This is a genomic window from Francisella salimarina (assembly GCF_007923265.1).
GTDB classification, from domain to species: Bacteria; Pseudomonadota; Gammaproteobacteria; order Francisellales; family Francisellaceae; genus Francisella; species Francisella salimarina.
The window spans coordinates 451802-470814 of sequence record NZ_VOJA01000001.1 but is presented as its reverse complement, the minus strand read 5'-3'; the positions used below and the strand labels follow the sequence as shown (position 1 = coordinate 470814).

The window sequence follows — 19013 nt, the reverse complement described above, 5'->3', positions numbered from 1 at the left end:
TGATAATGATAATCAATATCATTTATGGCAAATGAATAAATTAGATTATCTATTCAATAGAATAGGCTTAGCACTCTCGCTAGGGAATAGTTTTTGTAATAATAGTAATGCTATCAAATACCCTGGTATGGAAATAATACCACCTAGTGTGAAAAGCATTGAGTAACCAATATTCGCAGCTAAGAAACCACTAAGTGACATTCCTAGTATATAGATTAGAAGTTCAGCACATACTAAAACCGTAAAGTCAGTGCCTGCTTGATCTTTTGAGCTAAATTTCATGAATATAGTATATAGAACTATCATCTCCATAAGTCGAGAAGCCATATTTAATAATACAATTCCAAAGATAAATATTTGATTATCAATGCCATAAAAACTTATAAATCCTAGAGAGAAATAGCAAAAGCCTCTGATTACTGCCAATATTGTCAAAAGAATAGTTTCTTTATAAAAGTTAAAGAGATAACTAATAACAGCTGCACCACAAACACCTATTAATGCACTACCAGTTCCCATAACTATGCCTATCGTTGTTAGCGGAATGTGAGAATCTACCAAAAATGATGATTGCATTCCCATAACCAAACCTTCACAGGCTCTGTAGCTCAAACACATAAGTAACAATATTCTGGTTTCTTTTCTACTAAAGAAAGACTTTAGAGATGGTATGTGGTGCTTGTATTGTTCATTGTGATGGTTTTCTCTTATGAGAAACATATAAGCACAAATACATAAACTTATCAAAGTCATATATAGAGTAATTTGATGCCAGCCTAAAATTTTGTATAGCGCAATTAGAGATGCTCCGCCAATCATGCTACCTAGAGTAGTGCCAATTACTCTACAAAAGTTGCTCCACTGTAAGCTTTTAGCTTTTGTTTGTTCTATTGAAAATCCATCAATTGCTATATCTTGAGTTGCTGCAATGGAGGACAATAAAAACGCAAATAAGAAAATATAATTGCTATAGTCTTTTGGAGTATAAATAGAGAATATTAAAAATAGACTTATGGTCAAAAATTGCATTACAATAAACCAGCTTTTTCTTCGGCCTATTTTTTTGATATATAACCTATCTACATAAGGAGCCCATAGGAATTTGATAACCCAAGGTAATAGTAAGATACTAAAAAGGCCTATTTTTTCTAAAGAGACTCCTTCAGAACGTAGAATCGTTGGTAATCCAAAAGTACAGAAATATAGTGATATAGCTTGTGCTAAATAAAGAATGGTTATATCAAGTTGTTTTTTCATATCAAGTTATCTTCAATTAGAATTTGTTGAGCTTTTTCCCATGCTGAGCATATATTACCAACAGCAATACAGCTAAAAGGCATACCCTTAGCCATTGCTGGAGCATTAATCTTTTTGATCATAATAGGATCATTTGTGACACGAATCATACCTAGACACCATTTAGCAAGCTCAGGTTTAGACTCTTTAAACCATTTTGCTTGTTTTAATCGTGCTTTATGCTCAAACTGATACTGTTCAGAAAAAGTACTAATTACTAAGAATTTTTGTTGTTTCTTTAGTATTTGAGAGCATTTGTCTAACCAGCTAAGTACATCTTTATAGCTTGGGGAGCTACCAAAATGCATTTTAACTATTGGCCATTTTGAAATATCACAGTCTATCATAATGTTTCACCCTCTATAAAAGAGCTCTTTGAACAACTAAATAGATATGCCTGTTTTTCAGGTAAGGCTATCTCACCAAGATTTGAATATCCGATTTTAGGAGCGATTTTTTGAAAAGGGATCACTCTAACATCAGGTTCAAAGATAACATTATTAGCACCAAGCATATCAAAGCAATATTTGCTAAGAGCTTCTACAAGTAATTTAGAATATCCTTTGCCTATAGCTTTTTCAGGGCCAATTAGCAGGTGCCATCCATATTCATTATCATCAGTGGAAAAATAATTAGCGATACGATCAGTCTGTGTGTTATAAATTTCAGCATAGGCGATTTCTGAATTATCTATCGATAATATAAGTAATTTTTGGTTAGGCTTTGAAAGCATATTGCAAAAATGTTTTTTTAGCTCTGACTTTGATTTATTCAAGTTCCAGAACTTTGCTACGTGAGGTTTATTCATCCATGAGTGAATAGTATCTAAATCATGTTCTAAGTCAAATGCTCTAAAAGACACTCTATTATGCTTGAATAAGTCCTTATCTATATTTTTGGTACTTTGAGCAAGATAAAGAGGATTATCAAGTTGACCTGTAGATATTACCTTAGGTCTTGCTGAATAATCACTATATCCAACTTCAAAAATTCTTAGTCTATTCAGACATAGTTTTGTAAAAGTTGGTTTATATAGATCAAAACGTTCAAAACGAGATTTTAGCTCAGGATTGCTTGTCTGATATTTTTGTATACATTCATCTAATTTTTGATAGAAGTAAAGTTCGGGGTAGTTTAGTTTGTCTGCTAGTATCGAAGAGATATATCTATAGTGAACAACAAATAATCCTGTATGAATAAATTGCAGAAGATAATCATCTTCAACTTGAGGAATGGCGTCTTTTACCTGTTGTGGAAGCGATCTGAGTTCATCAACAGGATTTTTGCATATATTTATATCATCGACAAAATCTTTCATAGCCAGACCAACAGGGAGATTGTCCTCTATGATTAATATACTATTTTCTCCATGAGGAGAGAAAACCATGCTATATTTGTATAAGAAATGTAGTAGAGCAGGAACAGTATTTTCAAAAAACATTTCTAGCCATTTATCAATATCTAAAGATGATTCTTTGATCATTTCGCAAATGATACTTTTATCATTAGCATCAACATAAGTTAAAGCAGCCATTGTTATAGCTTGCTCACTACTTTTAAGTCTAGTGTGAATACTTTCTCTCCAGATTGCACCTAACTGCTCTGTGAAGTAGTATGGTATCTGAGGAACTTCTGACTGATAAGGATGATGGCAGTATGCACTAGCTAACTCTCCTAGAAGTATGAAATTATATTTAGCTAAAAACTCATCTTTTTGGACTATATTCTTAACCCATTGTGTAAGCATTGGAGCATTAATTGTTTGATCTTTGGGTAGACCTCTATAAACCGCAGTATTTAGTATGTTTAGAGGTAGTTTTATACTATGTTTTTCAGGATAAGAAATATTAGACATAGTTCTTATTGATTGCATAGCTAGATGCTGATCAGTTGACTTACCAAGAAATATAATATCTTTATCAGCTATATATTTCGTGAATTGTTGCATTACAGCATTTTTCCACTGCCATGGATGAACAGGTAAAATATAAAAATCACTAGGGTCTTTGTTATTCATTTTTATAGTTTTATTGAAGCTAGCTAAATTGATTTCTTTATTGGTAATTTGTAGATAGTTAGTAGTTGTTACAGATGAAAACGTTACTAAATCTTTGCTTACGGCGATCCACACTAAATTGATGATTTTTTGCATCTCTGGGGCGTAGTTTGTATAGTCTGATGCATTAAAGCCAATACGACCTTTATTAATCACAAACCAGGGATGACCAGTCATGTTCCCTTCTATATAAGCGTATGGAAGTTTATAGATGTCCTTTGCTGAGATATTGTCTTTTTGTAAGATAGCGATATCTGCAAATATCGTATTATTTAGCTCTTTTATGAAATGTGCCGTTGTGACAGAATCAATATTTGTTACAGGTAGTGTATCTATGATAAGTCTTATAGCATCATCAGCAGGTTCCATACTATTGCTCTCATGTCTTGTTACAGAGTCCTTTTCAATAGTTAAGTTACCGTATATTCTTTGTACAGCCTTAAATTTGTAACATAGATCTGGGTTTATCTCTAAGGTATATACTTCTTGATCTATATCTTTTTGTAGTGGCTTAAAAATTCCTTCATAACTAAATTCTGAAATTATCTTTTCCAATAGTCTTGTGCTAGCTATCTTGTAGTAGTTTATTTCCTTTTTCATATAAATAGTCTCCTGTAATTTATGCGACTTTAATATTTGCTCTTTGTGTTAAGTATTTTCTTGGAACACCAAATGTTGAGAAAATCGTTCGAGAAGATACTTTGTATATCTCTTCGTTGAGAAGGGTATTTACTATCACAGTATTTCTATAACCCCCTAATCCTAAATCAGGAGTACCTACACCATGAGAGTTGATCTCAGCATTTTGTACAAAAATGTTTAAAGACGTATTTTGCGTGATTATTTTATAATCACGAGATATTTTGAGATTATTGCTATCATCTCGTTGAATTAGTGCTTCTATATTTTTGAGGACATTATTTATATTTGCTTTATATCCGGTTGCTGCAATAACTCTATCTGTTGCGATTGAGAACTCTTGATTTTGCTGACTATGATAAAAAGAGCAGAGAAGTTTATCTTGTGAGTTATCAACATTTAGGCATTCACAGTTTGCAATCAATTCAGCATTGTTTTTATCTTCGATGGATTGCTCATAAAGGACATCATAGATATCTGATATTGTTTCAGCACTAATTCCTTTATAGAGTAGATCTTGTTCACTTAGAAGTTTAGGCTTTTCTAAATTAGGTAGGTTATAAAAATACTCAATATAATCAGGTGAGAAGTGTTCTAGACCAAGTTTGGAATACTCCATTGGGAAAAAGCCTTTGCTTCTAGTCAGCCAGCTAATTTTTGTAGAATCATCTTTTGACTTCATCAAATCTAAAAATATCTCTCCAGCACTTTGACCAGAACCTATCAGAGTTATGTGCTGATCTTTTAGAGCTTGATCTTTTATATTTAGATATTCACTACTATGGTGAATGTTCGCTTTATTCTGAAGTTTACTTGGTAAATATGCAGATGTGCCTAACCCAAGTACAATGTTCTTTGTTAAGTATTGTTGCTCTAGATTATCTTTATCTTTTACAGTGATGCACCAAGCCTCGTTCAGGGAATCTATCTGATGCTCTATATTTATAACTTCATAGCCAAATTTACAAGAATTACACTTTTGTGATACCCACAAGCAATAGTCGTTATACTCTTGTCTAGGTATAAAGAAATTTTCTTTGAAGTAAAATTTATACATACGGTTTTTTTGATGTAAGTAATTTAGAAAAGTAAACTCACTAGTTGGATCAGCCATAGTTACTAAGTCAGCTAAGAATGGTACTTGTAATGTTGTCCAGTTCATCATCAATCCAGGGTGCCAAGAGAAATTATCTTTTTTATCAAAGAAAAGGCAGTTGATAGGTTTATCGTTTAATAATGCCGCTAGTCCAAGATTAAAAGGACCAATTCCTATGCCAATAATGTCATAGATTTTCATATAACCTCCTTAAAAGGATTATTTGTATTTACATAAATAGATTGATTAGTTAAAGGAGCCTGTAGTTCATCAAGCCCACTAAGTCTTGTGCGTAGATTAGCCTTTAGAGGTAATTGATCTATATTTAGAATCTTTTTGATAAATTTATCGCAGGTTTTATACTTTTCTAGGAAGCCCTCTAAGAAATCTATAGTTATTTTTATTAAATCTTGTTCGCTAATATAGCCAGTATTTGTAATGGCTTCTATTACAGAAAAAAGTTGATTTACAACGAAATAGTAGCAAAAATGATGATCTATAAAGTCCTCAGATTCTTCACATAGACTACTGATATTTCCAAAATTAGCTTTTTTGAGTTCTGGATGATCTTTTATATAATAATATCCTTGGCTATCACGATAGTAGCTTTCAACTGGTAGTCCATGCTCTAGTTTGACTAGCAAGTTTTGTTGATGAGCTTCAAGAGCAATACCATATTTTGAGTACAGCCATAGTATAGGGGTAATAGCAACTGTTAAGTAAGTCTCAAACCAGTAGATAGTAGCTTCATAAGTAGAGATATTATTGTGTACGCTGAAGTACTGAATTAATGAGCCAATACGCGTAGCTTCATTAAATGGGTTGGGTTCAGTTAGACTTGCAATACATGCAATATCATCTTGAGGATTAAAGTTAGCACTGCGTATAATGCAGATACTTGGATCAAAAATTTTATTATTAACTTTTATTGCACAATAAGCAGGATCTGTAATTAGCTTAAAGAATGGGAACTCATTATTTAAGATAGTCTGTAAATGATTTGTATATAGTTTATGAACCGTCAAACTTCTGTTACATTCTTTGGCCAAATTCGTTCTTACTGAATTTGTTATGGCGATATTTAGCGAGAATTTCAGCATAATGTTGGCTTGTGGAGAGTACACAGTTCTAACAGAGGTTGTTGGATAAAACCAAGGGCCTGTTATGCCAATATCTATTATCTTTTTTTGAGCTTTATACTTTTGGATTTCATCATGTTTTGCCAAGTATTTTGCTTGCCAAGGATGTACAGCAAATAATTGGTAATCTTTATCAGATTTATAGTATATACTCTCATTTTTCAGGAAGTCTGAAAAAATCTCATCTGTATTTTTTTCAAGTAATGATTGTGACTCTAAAATATCTTTACTTATATACATATAATAAAGCTGAAATCTGCCATTTGTTTCTGGAGAGTATTGTACAAACTCTTCCTTAGAAAAGCCTTCTCTACTCTTAGGATCTGGTTGTAATCGATGACCTCTTATTAGGTTTTGCTCATTTGTGATAAATGAGTTTTCATATCCAAAGGCATCATCAATTTTGTGTTTTCTGTAATGTAATATTTGAGCAATATTTGTTGCGGAGTTGGTTATCCTCTCTAATAACTCATCGAAGGCAATTACATTAGAGCTTTCTAACTCCTTGCTAATTAAAAATACAGCCTCAAGAGGATCGAGCTTTATTTTTTCATCTTGTTTTACTAAATAGCATGGTAACTCCCATATTGGTGATTTCAATGTTGGAGAAATTTTTACATTTGTTTCAAAACTAGAATCTATAGATTTCAAAAAGATATTAAACCTATAACCACCATCATTGTTTCGGGATAATTCATAATTGTTAAACTCACGGTAGTAACAATTTAAAAAATTTTTTAGAGTTATTCTATTTGCGTACTTATTCATTGTTGGCTTGCCTCTATTTGATTTTTGACTAAGTTGCCATAGTGTTTTATTTGCTTGAGACAGGCACTTATCAGTTCTGATGTTATCATTGGATTAACTAAGGTGATTTTTAAGTAAATATTCTTATTTATTTTTGTCTGAGCTATAGCAAATTTGCCACTATGAAATATAAGCTTATGAATCTCTCTATTAATCAAATTTAGAGTGTTAGAATTCAAATTTTTATCATAATACCTAAAAACAATTGTATTTAGATGATTGTTTAAGTGTTGTTGCTCTTCAAAGGCTAGTTGTAGGCTATTATCTTCTTCTATAGTTGTAATTGTTATATTTGTAATCTCAATAATATGATCAATCCATTTTGCAAATAATTCAGTACCACTATTTTGCAATGAGATAAATATTTTTAGAGCATCAAACCTACGAGTTGTTTGTATCGATTTATCTACTAAATTTATACTATCAAAGCCATCTTCATCAGGGTTTAAGTAGTCAGCATGGTAACTTAGAAGCTTGAATGCTTGTCTATCTTTACAGAAAAAAGCCCCACAACTTACAGGTTGGAAAAATAGCTTATGAAAATCAATAGTTACAGAATCAACAAGTTCAAGACCTACTAGTCGATCTTTGTGTTTATTTGAAAGTATTAGAGCTCCACCAACAGCGGCATCTGCATGAAGCCAGATGTTATGTTTATTTGCTATTTCTGCTATTGACTTGATATTATCAATACAGCCAAAGTCAGTATCTCCAATAGTTGTAACTATACATATCGGAATTAAGTCCTGTACTTTCAGAGAGCCTATTCTTGAGGCTAAATCTTTAACATCTAATTTAAGATTCTCATCTGTTTTTATTAGTTCGATTGAGTTTTTACCTAATCCCAATATCGATAGAGATTTGTGCACAGAGAAGTGCGTTTTTTCTGTGCATAAGATACGAAATTTATTAGCAATATTTGGCAAACCTAAATCTGCTATTTTATGATTTAGAACATTTTCACAATAATGATCTCTTGCTAAAAGTAGTCCCATTAGGTTTGACTGAGTTCCACCACTTGTAAATATACCATCTGAGCATGGATTATCTTTGTAAATTAAAGAGCTAAACCAGTTAATAACAGCTTGTTCAATATATGTGGCAATAGGGCTTTGATCCCATGAATCCATAGATTGATTTAGAGCTGAGATAAATATTTCAGCAACTAATGAGGGTAACATTACAGGGCAATGTAAATGAGCCATGGAAGTTGGAGAATTAACATTCAGCGAATGTTTAAAAAACTCGCCAAGCTGATTCTGGATTATATTCTCTAATTTTTTAGGTTCTTTATCTATCTTATATTGAGTAGTTAATCTTTCTAGTTGCCTTGCCTCTTGCCCACTAAAAATGTTAGAGCTCTTTAAGTTAGCTGTGATTATTTCTAACGTATCTTTTATACTTTGTTTATATGCATTAGTACTTTCTATAGAGCTGTTTAGAAAGTAGTTATCAAGATTTAGACTCATATATTCTCCTTAATCGAGTCTTCTAATATTTGAACTACTTCATTGATTTGTTCAATAGTTATTGTTAAAGGAGGTAATAGTCTAATAGTTCCTCCAAATCGACCGCCTAACTCAACTATCAATCCCATGTCAAAACAAGTTTTTTTGATTGCTAAAGCTTTTTTTCCATCAGCAGGCAAGCTACCGATTGAGTCTGGCTTTGAAGATATATCAACTATTTCCATACCAATCATCAAGCCCGAACCACGAACATCACCAATAATGTTATATTTGTTTTTTAGGCTATGGAGTTTGTCGAGTAGATAATTACCTTTTTTACTTACTTGTTCTAGGAAAGCAGTATTATTTACTCTTTTTAAAACAACGCTTCCTGCAGCCATTGCTAGCACGTTACCACGAAATGTTCCTGTATGAGCACCAGGCTTCCAAGTATCTAAATAACTTTTGTATAGTATTACAGATATTGGCAATCCTCCACCAAGTGCTTTAGATAGAACAATTACATCTGGATCAATACCGGCTTTTTCAAAAGCATATAAGTATCCCGTTCTGCCAATACCACACTGAACTTCATCAACAATTAGAGGTATATCTAGCTCTTTAGTTAGCTCTCTTATTGCCTTTAACCATTTTACAGGAGCTGGGATTACACCTCCTTCACCTTGGACGGGTTCTAGTATGATTGCGGCTGGTTTTTTTATACCACTTTCAGGATCTTTTAATAAGCGAGAGATCATTTGAATATTTACGTCTAGGCTTTGTTCATCTTTTAGACCAAAAGGGCAACGATATGAATAAGGGTAAGGTAGGAAATGTACATAGGGAGTAAGTCCGGCAATATCTTGTTTTGGTTCTAAATTACCCATAAGAGAAAGTGTTCCATGAGTCATACCATGATAGGCACCATGAAAAGCAATTATATTCTCTCTACCTGTTGCTGTTTTGCACAGTTTGATTGCTGCTTCAACTGCATCAGAGCCACTTGGGCTACAAAATTGAACTTTTGTTTTGCCATGATAAGACTGGGGTAGAGTATTTAGCAGCTCTTCCATAAAGCTATGTTTTTCTTCTGTAAGCAAGTCTAATGTATGTATTGGGACTCCTTTATCCAGAGTTTGTGATATCGCATTTGTAATTTCAGGATCATTGTGTCCAAGAGCAATAGTTCCAGCTCCTGCTAGGCAGTCTATGTAGTTCTTATTTTCAATATCTGTTAGATAAATACCTTGTGCTTTTTTTATGACTAAAGGATTTTTTCTTGGATAGCTTCTTGCGTTTGATTCCCAGATTGTTTGATTTTTTAACATGGTTTGTTGAGGTTGTAAATTCATATTTTAATCTTTGCTGTTTAATATTGATAATGATTATCATTTACATTATATTAAAAAGCAACATTAATTAGCAAAAAAATATATGAAAAATCAAATCGGTGTGGCTAAGTTTGGTGGAACTAGTGTAGGAACGGTCGCATCAATATATAAATGTGTTAATATAGTCAAAAATAATCAAGATATAAAAGTTGTTGTTGTCAGTGCTCAAGCAGGAGTTACTAACTTATTGGAAAAGCTTATAAAAAGTGATGCTTATACTTACAAAAAAATATTTGCAGACTTGTATTGTATTGTAGACCCTATTGTTCAAAGTATTATACAAACAAGAAATGAGAAGATAGCATCATTGTTTAGAGAGCTTGAAAAACTTTGTCAGGAATTATACCTTGATAATAAATCAAAGTTTCGGTTACAATCACAAATTTTGTCTTTTGGTGAGAGGATTTCCGCTTATATTTTCGATCATGCTCTAAAACAACAGGGTATAAGCTCAGCACACATCGATGCTAGAGAAATTATAAAAGCAGATGGCAGTTATATTAAGGCCAGACCTTTGTTAAAAGATATAAAGTCTCAGGCAAAGAAATATTTTTCTGATTCACGAAAGCTATACGTTATGGGTGGCTTTATAGGTTCAAATTTAGATGGTGAAACCGTAGTGCTAGGTCGTGGAGGAAGTGATTATTCTGCTGCATTGGTTGCTGAGGCGGTCAGTGCAGATATGCTTTACATTTGGACTGATGTGGCGGGTATACATCAAGCTGATCCAAGATTGATACCTAAATCACAAGTAATAAAGCAGATAAATTTTGAAGAGGCTATAGAGCTTATAGGTTTTGGAGCAAAAGTTTTGCATCCTGATACACTTTGGCCAGTTATGAGAAGTGGTACTAAAGTATTTGTAGGATCGACATTTGATCCAGCTAGTGGTGGTACTTATATTACAAACGATAATGAAGGTATTGTAACAAGGGGGGTAAGAGCTATTGCTGAGAGGCGAGGGCAGAGTCTAATCAAAGTTAATTTGGTGAGTTTAGATTTATCAGATATAGTTTATAAAGTTCTGGCTGTTTTAAGAAAGTATGACATCACACCTGATGTTATTAATCTCACAGATGTTGAATTAATTCTTGTAATTGATGACACTAATAATATTACATACCAGTCTATAAATAATGAGTTAATAGATTTGTGTGAAGATGAGTTTGAATTCGAGAAAAATCTTTCTTTGACTGCTTTGGTTGGCGATAAGTTGGACACGATACCACAATTCTTTAATGAACTATTAAATGGACTTGGTGATTTGGATGTTAAATACTCAGGATATAGCTCTAGGGGTAAAAGTTGGTGCTTGATAACAGCTGACTATGCATTTGAAAAAGTCTATAAGGCTTTGTTTTAAGATTGTGATGGTTTGTTTTTATTTTTACAGTTTTTATAGCATTTGATATAGATGTTTAAACTGTGATCCACCATTTCTGCACCCATTGATTTTACGACTTCCTTTTGTAGCTTTTCTATTTTTTCATTATAAAATTCTTGTATCTCATTGCACTCAATACATATGATATGATCGTGGTGATCTCCTTGATTTAGTTCGTACATAACTTGATCAGAGTCGAGTTTAAGTTTGTTTATTATTCCTGCTGATTCAAACTGATTTAGTACTCTGTAAACTGTAGCTATTCCCGTACTACTTCCTTGAGATTTGAGCTTAGAAAAAACATCATCAGGACTAAGGTGTCTATCTTTATTTTCTTCAAAAAGCTTAAGTATTTCAACACGTGGTTGAGTAACTTTAAAACCAAACTCTTTCAGGTTGTAACTATTTCCCGACATTTTGTTCATAATTAATTTCCTACTTTACTTAGATTTTGACATAAGTATGGCTGTTATTGCAATTTATATATTGTCTATATCAATAAAACACTATCTTTTGTGTAAATGATATATCAAGAGTTAAGGTGTTTATAAGTGTATTAATAGACAAAGTTTTAGAAAAATCTTTATCATCAGTCTATCTTGAGTCAACGTTATTTTTTAATGTGAAGATACATCTTCAGGAATTGATTTCTAATAATATTTATAATTATGATAATAGAGATAGGTTTGAAGATTCTTATTTTTGTGACTTTCATCCTTGTCTACTATGTATGTTTTAGGTTTTTGTAATTGATATGTAATTGTGATATCATTGTCAGACTGGTGATTTTAAATCAATCTTTCTTATGAATACTAATATTTACGCACAATTTGCGCCTATACTTATATTCCTCATAATAGCTTTTGGTTTGGGTGTGGCATTTGCAATGATTGGTAAGATTTTGTCAATGATTGTTGGTGCTAACAACCCAAGTGCAACAAAAGGAGAAACATTTGAGTGTGGTTTTCCTACTTTTGGTGACGCTAGGGAAAAGCTAGATGTTCGTTTTTATCTAATTGCGGTACTATTTTTAGTGTTTGATTTAGAGTTAGCGTTCATTATTCCTTGGGGTATAAATTTGAGAGCTAGCGCTGGAATGCCAGCTATTTCAGATCACGCTTTCTTTGCGATGATTATATTTTTAGTGGTACTATTTTTAGGTTTAATATATGCCTGGAAGAGAGGAGCTCTGGAGTGGGAATAGGTAACGAAAATAAAGGTTTTATAACTGCAAGTGCTGACGCGCTTATAAATTGGGTGCGTACGGGCTCGTTGTGGCCTGTAACTACAGGGTTGGCTTGCTGTGCGGTTGAGATGATGCATGCTGGTGCTGCTAGGTATGATTTGGATAGGTTTGGTATTGTTTTTAGGCCTTCTCCTAGGCAGTCGGATGTCCTTATCGTTGCTGGTACACTTTGTAATAAGATGGCTCCGGCACTACGTCAAGTGTATGATCAGATGCCGGATCCTAAGTGGGTAATCTCTATGGGTTCGTGTGCAAATGGTGGAGGGTACTATCACTATTCCTACTCTGTGGTGAGAGGGTGTGACAGGATTGTTCCTGTAGATATATATGTTCCTGGTTGTCCTCCAACTGCAGAAGCCTTAGTTTACGGGATTATACAGTTGCAGAATAAAATTATTAGAAAAGACACTATAGCGAGGAAGTGATCGTGAATGCTAAGTTACAAGATCATTTTAATAATGTAGAAAAGATATTAAACGGCTTTGGTGTTGAGTGTCGTATTTCTTATGGAGAGATTAATGTCTCTATAAAGGATCAGCGTGATATACATCTTGTCCTAAAAAAACTTAAGAAAGAGTATCATTTTAAGCAACTTACTGACATTACGGTAGTTGATTATTTAACTTATGGTCAGTCAGACTGGCAGGTAGGTAAGGTTGTCTCTCAAACAGGTTTTTCGAGAGGGCGCCAGCAAGGTTTTAAGACCGCTGATGTTAATAACAGATTCGAGATTGTTTATCAGTTGCTAAGTATGGCTAATAATGTTCGAGTTCGTGTGAAATGTAAGCTGAGAGATGCTCAAATTATTATAGTTGATTCGGTTGAGGATCTGTGGCCTTCAGCTAATTGGGCTGAGAGAGAGGTTTATGATATGTTTGGGATTTATTTTAATAATCATCCAGACTTACGTAGGGTCCTTACTGATTATGGATTTGTAGGCCACCCTCTGAGAAAAGATTTTCCTCAAACAGGTTATGTGGAGATGCGTTATGATGAAAATCTTGGTAAGGTTGTCTATGAACCTGTAGAGATCGATGATAGGGTCAATGCACCAAGAGTGATTCGCAATCAATAAAATTATGGGTTTGTAACAATGGCAGAGTATAAAAACTATACACTAAATTTTGGTCCAGTCCATCCTGCTGCGCATGGTGTTCTAAGACTTATTTTAGAGCTAGATGGAGAGACAGTCGTTAGAGCTGATCCGCATGTTGGCTTACTTCATAGAGGGACAGAGAAGCTTGCTGAGTTTAAGCCATATAATCAGAGTATTGGTTATATGGATAGGTTAGACTATGTTTCGATGATGTGTAATGAGCATGCTTACGTAATGGCGATCGAGAAGCTTTTAGAACTTGAAGTTCCTGAAAGAGCTCAGTATATCCGTGTAATGTTCGCCGAGATGACAAGAATTCTTAACCATTTGCTTTGGGTTGCTGCGTGTGGTATCGACTTGGGTGCTATGACAGTATTTCTATATGCCTTTAGGGTTAGAGAAGACTTGTTTGACTGTTATGAAGCTGTTTCTGGTGCTCGTATGCATGCTGCGTATTTTAGACCAGGAGGTGTTGCTAGAGATTTACCAACACAAATGCCACAATATAAGCAAACTAGATTTACAAGCAAAAGAAAAACCAAAAAAATCAATGCTAACAGACAAGGTAGTATGTTGGACTTTCTAGATTCTTTTGTTGTTGATTTTGATAAATCTCTAGATGAGATAGACACGCTTTTAACAGATAACAGGCTTTGGAAACAAAGAACTGTTGATATTGGTGTTGTTACAGCAGAAAGAGCGGTTGAGCTTGGTTTCACTGGACCTATGTTGAGGGGGAGTGGTGTTGTTTGGGATCTTAGAAAATCTCAGCCTTATGAAGTATATGACAAGCTTGATTTTGATATTCCTGTTGGCGCTAATGGTGATTGTTATGATAGATATCTTGTTAGAATGGCAGAGATGCGTGAATCTAATAAGTTAATCAAACAATGTGTTGATTGGTTGCGAGCTAATCCAGGATCAGTTCTTTCAGATAACCACAAAGTTGCGCCTCCGAAAAGAAATGCAATGAAAAATAATATGGAAGAGCTTATTCATCATTTTAAGCTTTTTTCTGAAGGTTATTGCACTCCCGAGGGAGAGGTTTATGTTGGTACTGAGCATCCTAAAGGCGAGTTCGGTGTGTATATTAAGTCTGATGGAGCGAATAAGCCTTATAGGCTTAAGATGAAAGCGCCAGGATTTACTCACATAAGTGCTATGGATGAATTGTTGTCAGGGCATATGTTGGCAGATACTCCAGCGATTATCTCTACAATAGATGTTGTGTTTGGTGATGTAGATAGATAGAGGAAAAAGATGTCTTTAGTAGATTTGATATCGCCACAAGCGAAAGAAGATATAGATAGAGTTTTGAGTAAGTTCCCGGCAGATCAGCGTAGATCTGCAATTTTAGAAGGGTTGCATATTTTACAAGACCAAAATGGTGGCTATTTAACTGATGACTTGCAAACTGCTCTTGCTGAATACTTGCAAGTTAGTAAAGTTGATGTTTATGAAGTCGCTACATTTTACTGTATGTATGAACTAAAGCCTGTGGGTAGACATAAATTGAATTTATGTACGAATGTTTCGTGCATGTTAAATGGTGCGTATGATATTTTAACGCATATTGAGAAAAAGCTTGGAATTAAGCCTGGAGAGACTACCAAAGATGGTCGTATAACTCTGAAAGAAGTAGAGTGTCAAGGAGCATGTTGTGGCTCACCTATGCTTGAGGTTGATAAAGTTTTTTATGAAAATCTAACTATAGAAAAAGTGAATCAAATAATTGATTCGTTGGAGTAGTTATATATGGCAAATGAAGTTTGTTTTCGTACCCTGCATCTAGATAAGCCGTACAGCTTAGAGTCTTACTTATCGGTGGGTGGGTATTCTTATTGGAATAAGATTTTGACAGAAAAGATCCCACCTGAGCAAATTATTGAAGAGCTCAAGATATCAGGTCTTAGAGGTCGTGGTGGTGCCGGTTTTCCTACTGGTCTTAAGTGGAGCTTTATGCCACGCAATACACCGGGGCAGAAATATGTTGTATGTAATTCTGATGAAGGTGAGCCTGGGACTTGTAAGGATAGGGAAATAATGCGTAATAATCCACATCAGTTAATAGAGGGTATGGCAATTGCTGGATATGTAGTTGGCGCTACTGCAGGTTATAACTATACGCGAGGAGAATTTTACGAGCCTATTGCAAGGTTTGAGGATGCCTTGATAGAGGCTTATCAAGCAGGATTGCTAGGTTCAAATATTAAGTCTTCTGGCATTTCATTTGATTTATACTCAGCAGTTGGTGCTGGAGCTTATATATGTGGCGAAGAGACGGCGTTGCTTAATTCTTTGGAGGGCAAAAAAGGCCGTCCAAGATTTAAGCCACCATTTCCTGCATTCAAAGGTCTTTATGGCAGACCTACAAATATAAACAACACAGAGACTTATGCGTCTGCACCAGCAATTTTACAGCATGGTGGAGAATGGTTCAAAAGTCTTGGGACTGAAAAAAGTGGTGGTACTAAACTTTTTTGTATTTCTGGTCATGTTAAGCATCAAAAAGTCATGGAAATAGGTCTAGGCACTCCATTCAAAGATGTCTTAGAGATGTGCGGTGGTGTTCGTAATGGACATAAGCTAAAGGCTGTGATACCGGGCGGAAGCTCTTCTAAAATTCTTACAGGTGAAGAGATGCTTAATGTTACTATGGATTATGAATCCATTGCTGAGGCTGGTTCGATGCTTGGATCCGGTGCAGTTGTTGTTTTGGATGAAACGACCTGTATGGTCAAGACATTGGCTAGGCTAGCAGATTTTTATTATGAAGAGTCATGTGGTCAGTGTACACCGTGTAGAGAAGGTACTGGCTGGTTGGCTCGTACGCTACACAGGATTGTTGCTGGTGAAGGAAAGCCTGAAGATATTGATACTTTAGTGAGAGTAGCAACAAACATAGAAGGTAACACTATTTGTGGTCTTGGAGATGCTGCAGCATGGCCAGTCCAAAGTTATATACATAAGTTTAGAGATGAGTTTGTGTATATGATTGAGAATGGTGGTAAGAGTATAGTGGATCAATAGTTGATTGAGGTATTTCAGTGTCAGACAATAAAGAATCCAAAAAAATAAATGTAGAGATTGATGGTAAAAACTACGAAGCTTTGCCAAATCAGTCAATAATAGAAGTAGCAGATGCTAATGGTATCTATATTCCTAGGTTTTGCTATCATAAAAAGCTATCTGTAGCTGCTAACTGTAGAATGTGTTTGGTCGATGTAGAGGGTGCTAGACGTGCCTCCCCTGCATGTGCTACTCCAATTATGGATGGGATGAAGGTCAAGACTCGCTCTGAGAAAGCTTTGCAGATGCAAAAAGATGTGATGGAATTTCTACTGATAAACCATCCATTAGATTGCCCAATCTGCGATCAGGGTGGGGAGTGTGAACTTCAAGATATTGCTATGGGATACGGCAATACGACTTCTGAATATTTAGAATCAAAAAGAGCTGTTGAGGATCCTGAGTTGGGTCCTTTGGTCGCTACGGATATGACTAGATGTATTTTATGTACGCGCTGTGTTCGTTTTGGTGAAGAAGTAGCTGGAGTTAAAGAATTGGGTGTGATGGGTAGAGGAGATCACTCTGCCATTAGCACATATATTTCAGGAGATATGGTCGATTCAGAAGTCTCTGGAAACGTGATTGATCTTTGTCCTGTTGGTGCGTTGACGTCTAAGCCATTTAGGTTTAAAGCTAGAGCATGGGAGCTAAAACAGCTCCCTACAGTATCTTCAGGAGATGCTTTAGTCACAGAGATTAACGCACATATCTATCAAAATCGAATTGTCAGAACTGTTCCTAGAGAGAATGAGATAACTGGAACGTGGATAGCAGATAGAGATAGATTTGAATATACAGGATTATATAGTCCAGAAAGAATTGAAAAACCAATGATCAAGAAATCTGGTGGTTGGGTTGAAGTGTCTTGGGAAGAGGCGCTAGACTTTGTTAAAGTAGCTATTGAAAAAACTAAAGAAAAAGATGGTGTCGATGCAATATCGGCAATCGTGTCTGAGTCTGCTACTTCTGAAGAAATGTATCTGATGAAAAAGCTATTGGCAAGTGTTGGATCTACTAACATTGATGGTAGAGTAAGGCAGTATGCCGATATACCAGGGATTAGTGCTGGTAAAGGCTTTAATTGTTCGTTAGAAGATATTCGTGAAAGTGATTTTATCTTGGTTTTTGGGTCAAACATTAGAAAAGAGTATCCACTAGTTAATATTGCGGTTAAAGATGCTGTAGAAAAAAACAATGCCAAGGTAGTTGCTTGGAATGTTTGTGATTATGATTTTAACTATGATGTTAAACAGGTTAGGTTGGCAGCTGATAATATTCAATATATTGCACTATCACTATTAAAAGCTATTTTTGTAAGGGCAAATCTACCATACGGCGACTTGGATGTGATTCTAAGAAAGGTTGATCCAGCAGCGGAGGTTAGAGAGACCGCCGATAGAATTGTTGCAGCGGAAAATCCGAAAATTATAGTTGGCCAAGATATCGTTAATAGTAGTGGCTTTGAAACAGTATTTAGTATTTTAGAAATATTAGAAAAAGTTATTGGGGTGAAAGGCGGTGTTTTAGCTAGTGATGTTAACTCGGTAGCTGCAGAGAGAATATTTAGTTCTTCTAAATCTAAATTCAGTACGTATAAGTGTCTAAATGGACAAACAAACACCAAGCTTTTATTTACTGCTCATACTGAGCTATCGAAGGATAGCTTGTATGGTGAGCAAAAATTGAGAGAAGCATTTGAAGGTATTGATATAACTGTTAGTTTCTCAGCGTTTGCCGATAAGTTTACAAAAGATATTTCAGATATTATTTTGCCTGTGGCGACTCACTATGAAACAAGCGGAAGTTTTGTTGATTTATTTGGCAATACTAAAGAGTTCAAGCAAGTAGTAAAACCATATGCTGATAATAAAGAGCTATGGCGTGTCTTGAGAGTTATTGGTAATTTACTTGAGTTAGATGGTTTTGAATATGATTCTATATCAGAAGTGACTACTGACGCTTATGCTCATAGAGCTAGAGTTGGTGTTAATCATGTGGCTCAGATTCTTAATGCAAATTTAGATTATCAGAAAGAAATTGCACTTGTAGCATCAAATTCTATGTATGGTACGAGTAGCTTACTTAGAAGAGCAGAACCTTTACAAAAAACCTATGATGCCAAGCGTTTCGCTGGTGTTAGAATATCACAGGAACTAGCAGATGAAATAGGTTTGAATGCTGAGTCTGGTGTTGTAAAAGTTTATGATATTGACAATGAGATAACTCCAGAGGTTACGGTTGACTCTAGTTTACAAGCTAAGAATATCATGATACCAAGATCATTGTATAAGCCATTTTTATCAGGTGATAATGTAAGTATTAAGCTTGTGAAGGAGGGAAAGTAGT

General features: G+C 34.8%; 16 protein-coding genes. 8 read left to right on the top strand and 8 right to left on the bottom strand.

Translation table 11 applies throughout. From position 1 onward, the window contains the following. Positions 1 to 45: 45 nt before the first annotated feature. Genes FQ699_RS02225 through FQ699_RS02195 form a run of 7 tightly spaced genes read right to left on the bottom strand, consistent with a single transcriptional unit; the run spans position 46 to position 9833 of the window. On the bottom strand, positions 46 to 1257 hold the full coding sequence (locus FQ699_RS02225) for an MFS transporter (protein WP_146420930.1): 1212 nt from the start codon (positions 1255 to 1257) through the stop codon (positions 46 to 48). After that, positions 1254 to 1643, bottom strand: a complete 390-nt coding sequence (locus tag FQ699_RS02220; RefSeq protein WP_146420929.1) for a hypothetical protein — start codon at positions 1641 to 1643, stop codon at positions 1254 to 1256. Before FQ699_RS02220 ends, FQ699_RS02225 begins: the two co-directional genes overlap by 4 nt. Continuing rightward, entirely contained in the window at positions 1640 to 3952 is a 2313-nt protein-coding gene (locus tag FQ699_RS02215) for a GNAT family N-acetyltransferase (protein ID WP_146420928.1), read from the bottom strand. Before FQ699_RS02215 ends, FQ699_RS02220 begins: the two co-directional genes overlap by 4 nt. Positions 3953 to 3971: 19 nt before the next feature. Next, positions 3972 to 5288, bottom strand: coding sequence for a lysine N(6)-hydroxylase/L-ornithine N(5)-oxygenase family protein (locus FQ699_RS02210; protein WP_146420927.1), 1317 nt, complete (start codon positions 5286 to 5288; stop codon positions 3972 to 3974). Beyond that, positions 5285 to 6994: an IucA/IucC family protein gene (locus FQ699_RS02205; RefSeq protein WP_146420926.1), complete on the bottom strand. Its 1710-nt coding sequence runs from the start codon at positions 6992 to 6994 to the stop codon at positions 5285 to 5287. The genes FQ699_RS02210 and FQ699_RS02205 overlap by 4 nt, the downstream gene beginning before the upstream one ends. After that, complete coding sequence (locus tag FQ699_RS02200) at positions 6991 to 8502, bottom strand: pyridoxal phosphate-dependent decarboxylase family protein (protein ID WP_146420925.1); 1512 nt, start codon at positions 8500 to 8502, stop codon at positions 6991 to 6993. Before FQ699_RS02200 ends, FQ699_RS02205 begins: the two co-directional genes overlap by 4 nt. Then, on the bottom strand, positions 8499 to 9833 hold the full coding sequence (locus FQ699_RS02195) for a diaminobutyrate--2-oxoglutarate transaminase family protein (protein WP_146420924.1): 1335 nt from the start codon (positions 9831 to 9833) through the stop codon (positions 8499 to 8501). The genes FQ699_RS02200 and FQ699_RS02195 overlap by 4 nt, the downstream gene beginning before the upstream one ends. 82 nt (positions 9834 to 9915) lie before the next feature. Here FQ699_RS02195 and FQ699_RS02190 point away from each other — a divergent pair, with 82 nt between their 5' ends. Next, positions 9916 to 11235, top strand: a complete 1320-nt coding sequence (locus FQ699_RS02190; RefSeq protein ID WP_146420923.1) for an aspartate kinase — start codon at positions 9916 to 9918, stop codon at positions 11233 to 11235. On the opposite strand, the gene FQ699_RS02185 is transcribed toward FQ699_RS02190, so the two are convergent. Continuing rightward, on the bottom strand, positions 11232 to 11672 hold the full coding sequence (locus FQ699_RS02185; RefSeq protein ID WP_146420975.1) for a Fur family transcriptional regulator: 441 nt from the start codon (positions 11670 to 11672) through the stop codon (positions 11232 to 11234). The genes FQ699_RS02190 and FQ699_RS02185 overlap by 4 nt on opposite strands. A 389-nt stretch (positions 11673 to 12061) precedes the next feature. Here FQ699_RS02185 and ndhC point away from each other — a divergent pair, with 389 nt between their 5' ends. The 7 genes from ndhC to nuoG are packed head-to-tail and all read left to right on the top strand — an operon-like array spanning position 12062 to position 19012. Further along, on the top strand, positions 12062 to 12460 hold the full coding sequence (gene ndhC, locus FQ699_RS02180; protein WP_013922306.1) for an NADH-quinone oxidoreductase subunit A: 399 nt from the start codon (positions 12062 to 12064) through the stop codon (positions 12458 to 12460). Continuing rightward, positions 12451 to 12927, top strand: coding sequence for a NuoB/complex I 20 kDa subunit family protein (locus FQ699_RS02175; protein ID WP_003017394.1), 477 nt, complete (start codon positions 12451 to 12453; stop codon positions 12925 to 12927). The genes ndhC and FQ699_RS02175 overlap by 10 nt, the downstream gene beginning before the upstream one ends. 2 nt (positions 12928 to 12929) lie before the next feature. Next, the gene (locus tag FQ699_RS02170; protein ID WP_179951649.1) at positions 12930 to 13577 is read left to right on the top strand and encodes an NADH-quinone oxidoreductase subunit C; all 648 of its coding nucleotides are present in this window, start codon (positions 12930 to 12932) and stop codon (positions 13575 to 13577) included. An 18-nt stretch (positions 13578 to 13595) separates the two neighbouring features. Then, positions 13596 to 14849, top strand: coding sequence for an NADH-quinone oxidoreductase subunit D (locus FQ699_RS02165; protein ID WP_146420921.1), 1254 nt, complete (start codon positions 13596 to 13598; stop codon positions 14847 to 14849). A 9-nt stretch (positions 14850 to 14858) separates the two neighbouring features. Further along, on the top strand, positions 14859 to 15347 hold the full coding sequence (locus FQ699_RS02160) for an NADH-quinone oxidoreductase subunit NuoE family protein (protein WP_146420920.1): 489 nt from the start codon (positions 14859 to 14861) through the stop codon (positions 15345 to 15347). A 6-nt stretch (positions 15348 to 15353) separates the two neighbouring features. Continuing rightward, on the top strand, positions 15354 to 16628 hold the full coding sequence (nuoF, locus tag FQ699_RS02155) for an NADH-quinone oxidoreductase subunit NuoF (protein ID WP_013922310.1): 1275 nt from the start codon (positions 15354 to 15356) through the stop codon (positions 16626 to 16628). A 17-nt stretch (positions 16629 to 16645) separates the two neighbouring features. Further along, positions 16646 to 19012 (top strand): NADH-quinone oxidoreductase subunit NuoG, encoded by a 2367-nt coding sequence (gene nuoG / locus FQ699_RS02150; protein ID WP_146420919.1) that lies wholly within the window; start codon positions 16646 to 16648, stop codon positions 19010 to 19012. The last annotated feature ends 1 nt before the right edge of the window (position 19013 follow it).

What these genes read in the sequence shown, in the direction of transcription:
- nuoF (WP_013922310.1), top strand. Translation starts at nt 15,354, where the DNA reads ATGGCAAATGAAGTTTGTTTTCGTACCCTGCATCTAGATAAGCCGTAC.
- FQ699_RS02160 (WP_146420920.1), top strand. Translation starts at nt 14,859, where the DNA reads ATGTCTTTAGTAGATTTGATATCGCCACAAGCGAAAGAAGATATAGAT.
- FQ699_RS02220 (WP_146420929.1), bottom strand. Translation starts at nt 1,643, where the DNA reads ATGATAGACTGTGATATTTCAAAATGGCCAATAGTTAAAATGCATTTT.
- FQ699_RS02195 (WP_146420924.1), bottom strand. Translation starts at nt 9,833, where the DNA reads ATGAATTTACAACCTCAACAAACCATGTTAAAAAATCAAACAATCTGG.
- FQ699_RS02190 (WP_146420923.1), top strand. Translation starts at nt 9,916, where the DNA reads ATGAAAAATCAAATCGGTGTGGCTAAGTTTGGTGGAACTAGTGTAGGA.
- FQ699_RS02205 (WP_146420926.1), bottom strand. Translation starts at nt 6,994, where the DNA reads ATGAATAAGTACGCAAATAGAATAACTCTAAAAAATTTTTTAAATTGT.
- FQ699_RS02210 (WP_146420927.1), bottom strand. Translation starts at nt 5,288, where the DNA reads ATGAAAATCTATGACATTATTGGCATAGGAATTGGTCCTTTTAATCTT.
- ndhC (WP_013922306.1), top strand. Translation starts at nt 12,062, where the DNA reads ATGAATACTAATATTTACGCACAATTTGCGCCTATACTTATATTCCTC.
- FQ699_RS02185 (WP_146420975.1), bottom strand. Translation starts at nt 11,672, where the DNA reads ATGTCGGGAAATAGTTACAACCTGAAAGAGTTTGGTTTTAAAGTTACT.
- FQ699_RS02225 (WP_146420930.1), bottom strand. Translation starts at nt 1,257, where the DNA reads ATGAAAAAACAACTTGATATAACCATTCTTTATTTAGCACAAGCTATA.
- FQ699_RS02165 (WP_146420921.1), top strand. Translation starts at nt 13,596, where the DNA reads ATGGCAGAGTATAAAAACTATACACTAAATTTTGGTCCAGTCCATCCT.
- FQ699_RS02215 (WP_146420928.1), bottom strand. Translation starts at nt 3,952, where the DNA reads ATGAAAAAGGAAATAAACTACTACAAGATAGCTAGCACAAGACTATTG.
- FQ699_RS02200 (WP_146420925.1), bottom strand. Translation starts at nt 8,502, where the DNA reads ATGAGTCTAAATCTTGATAACTACTTTCTAAACAGCTCTATAGAAAGT.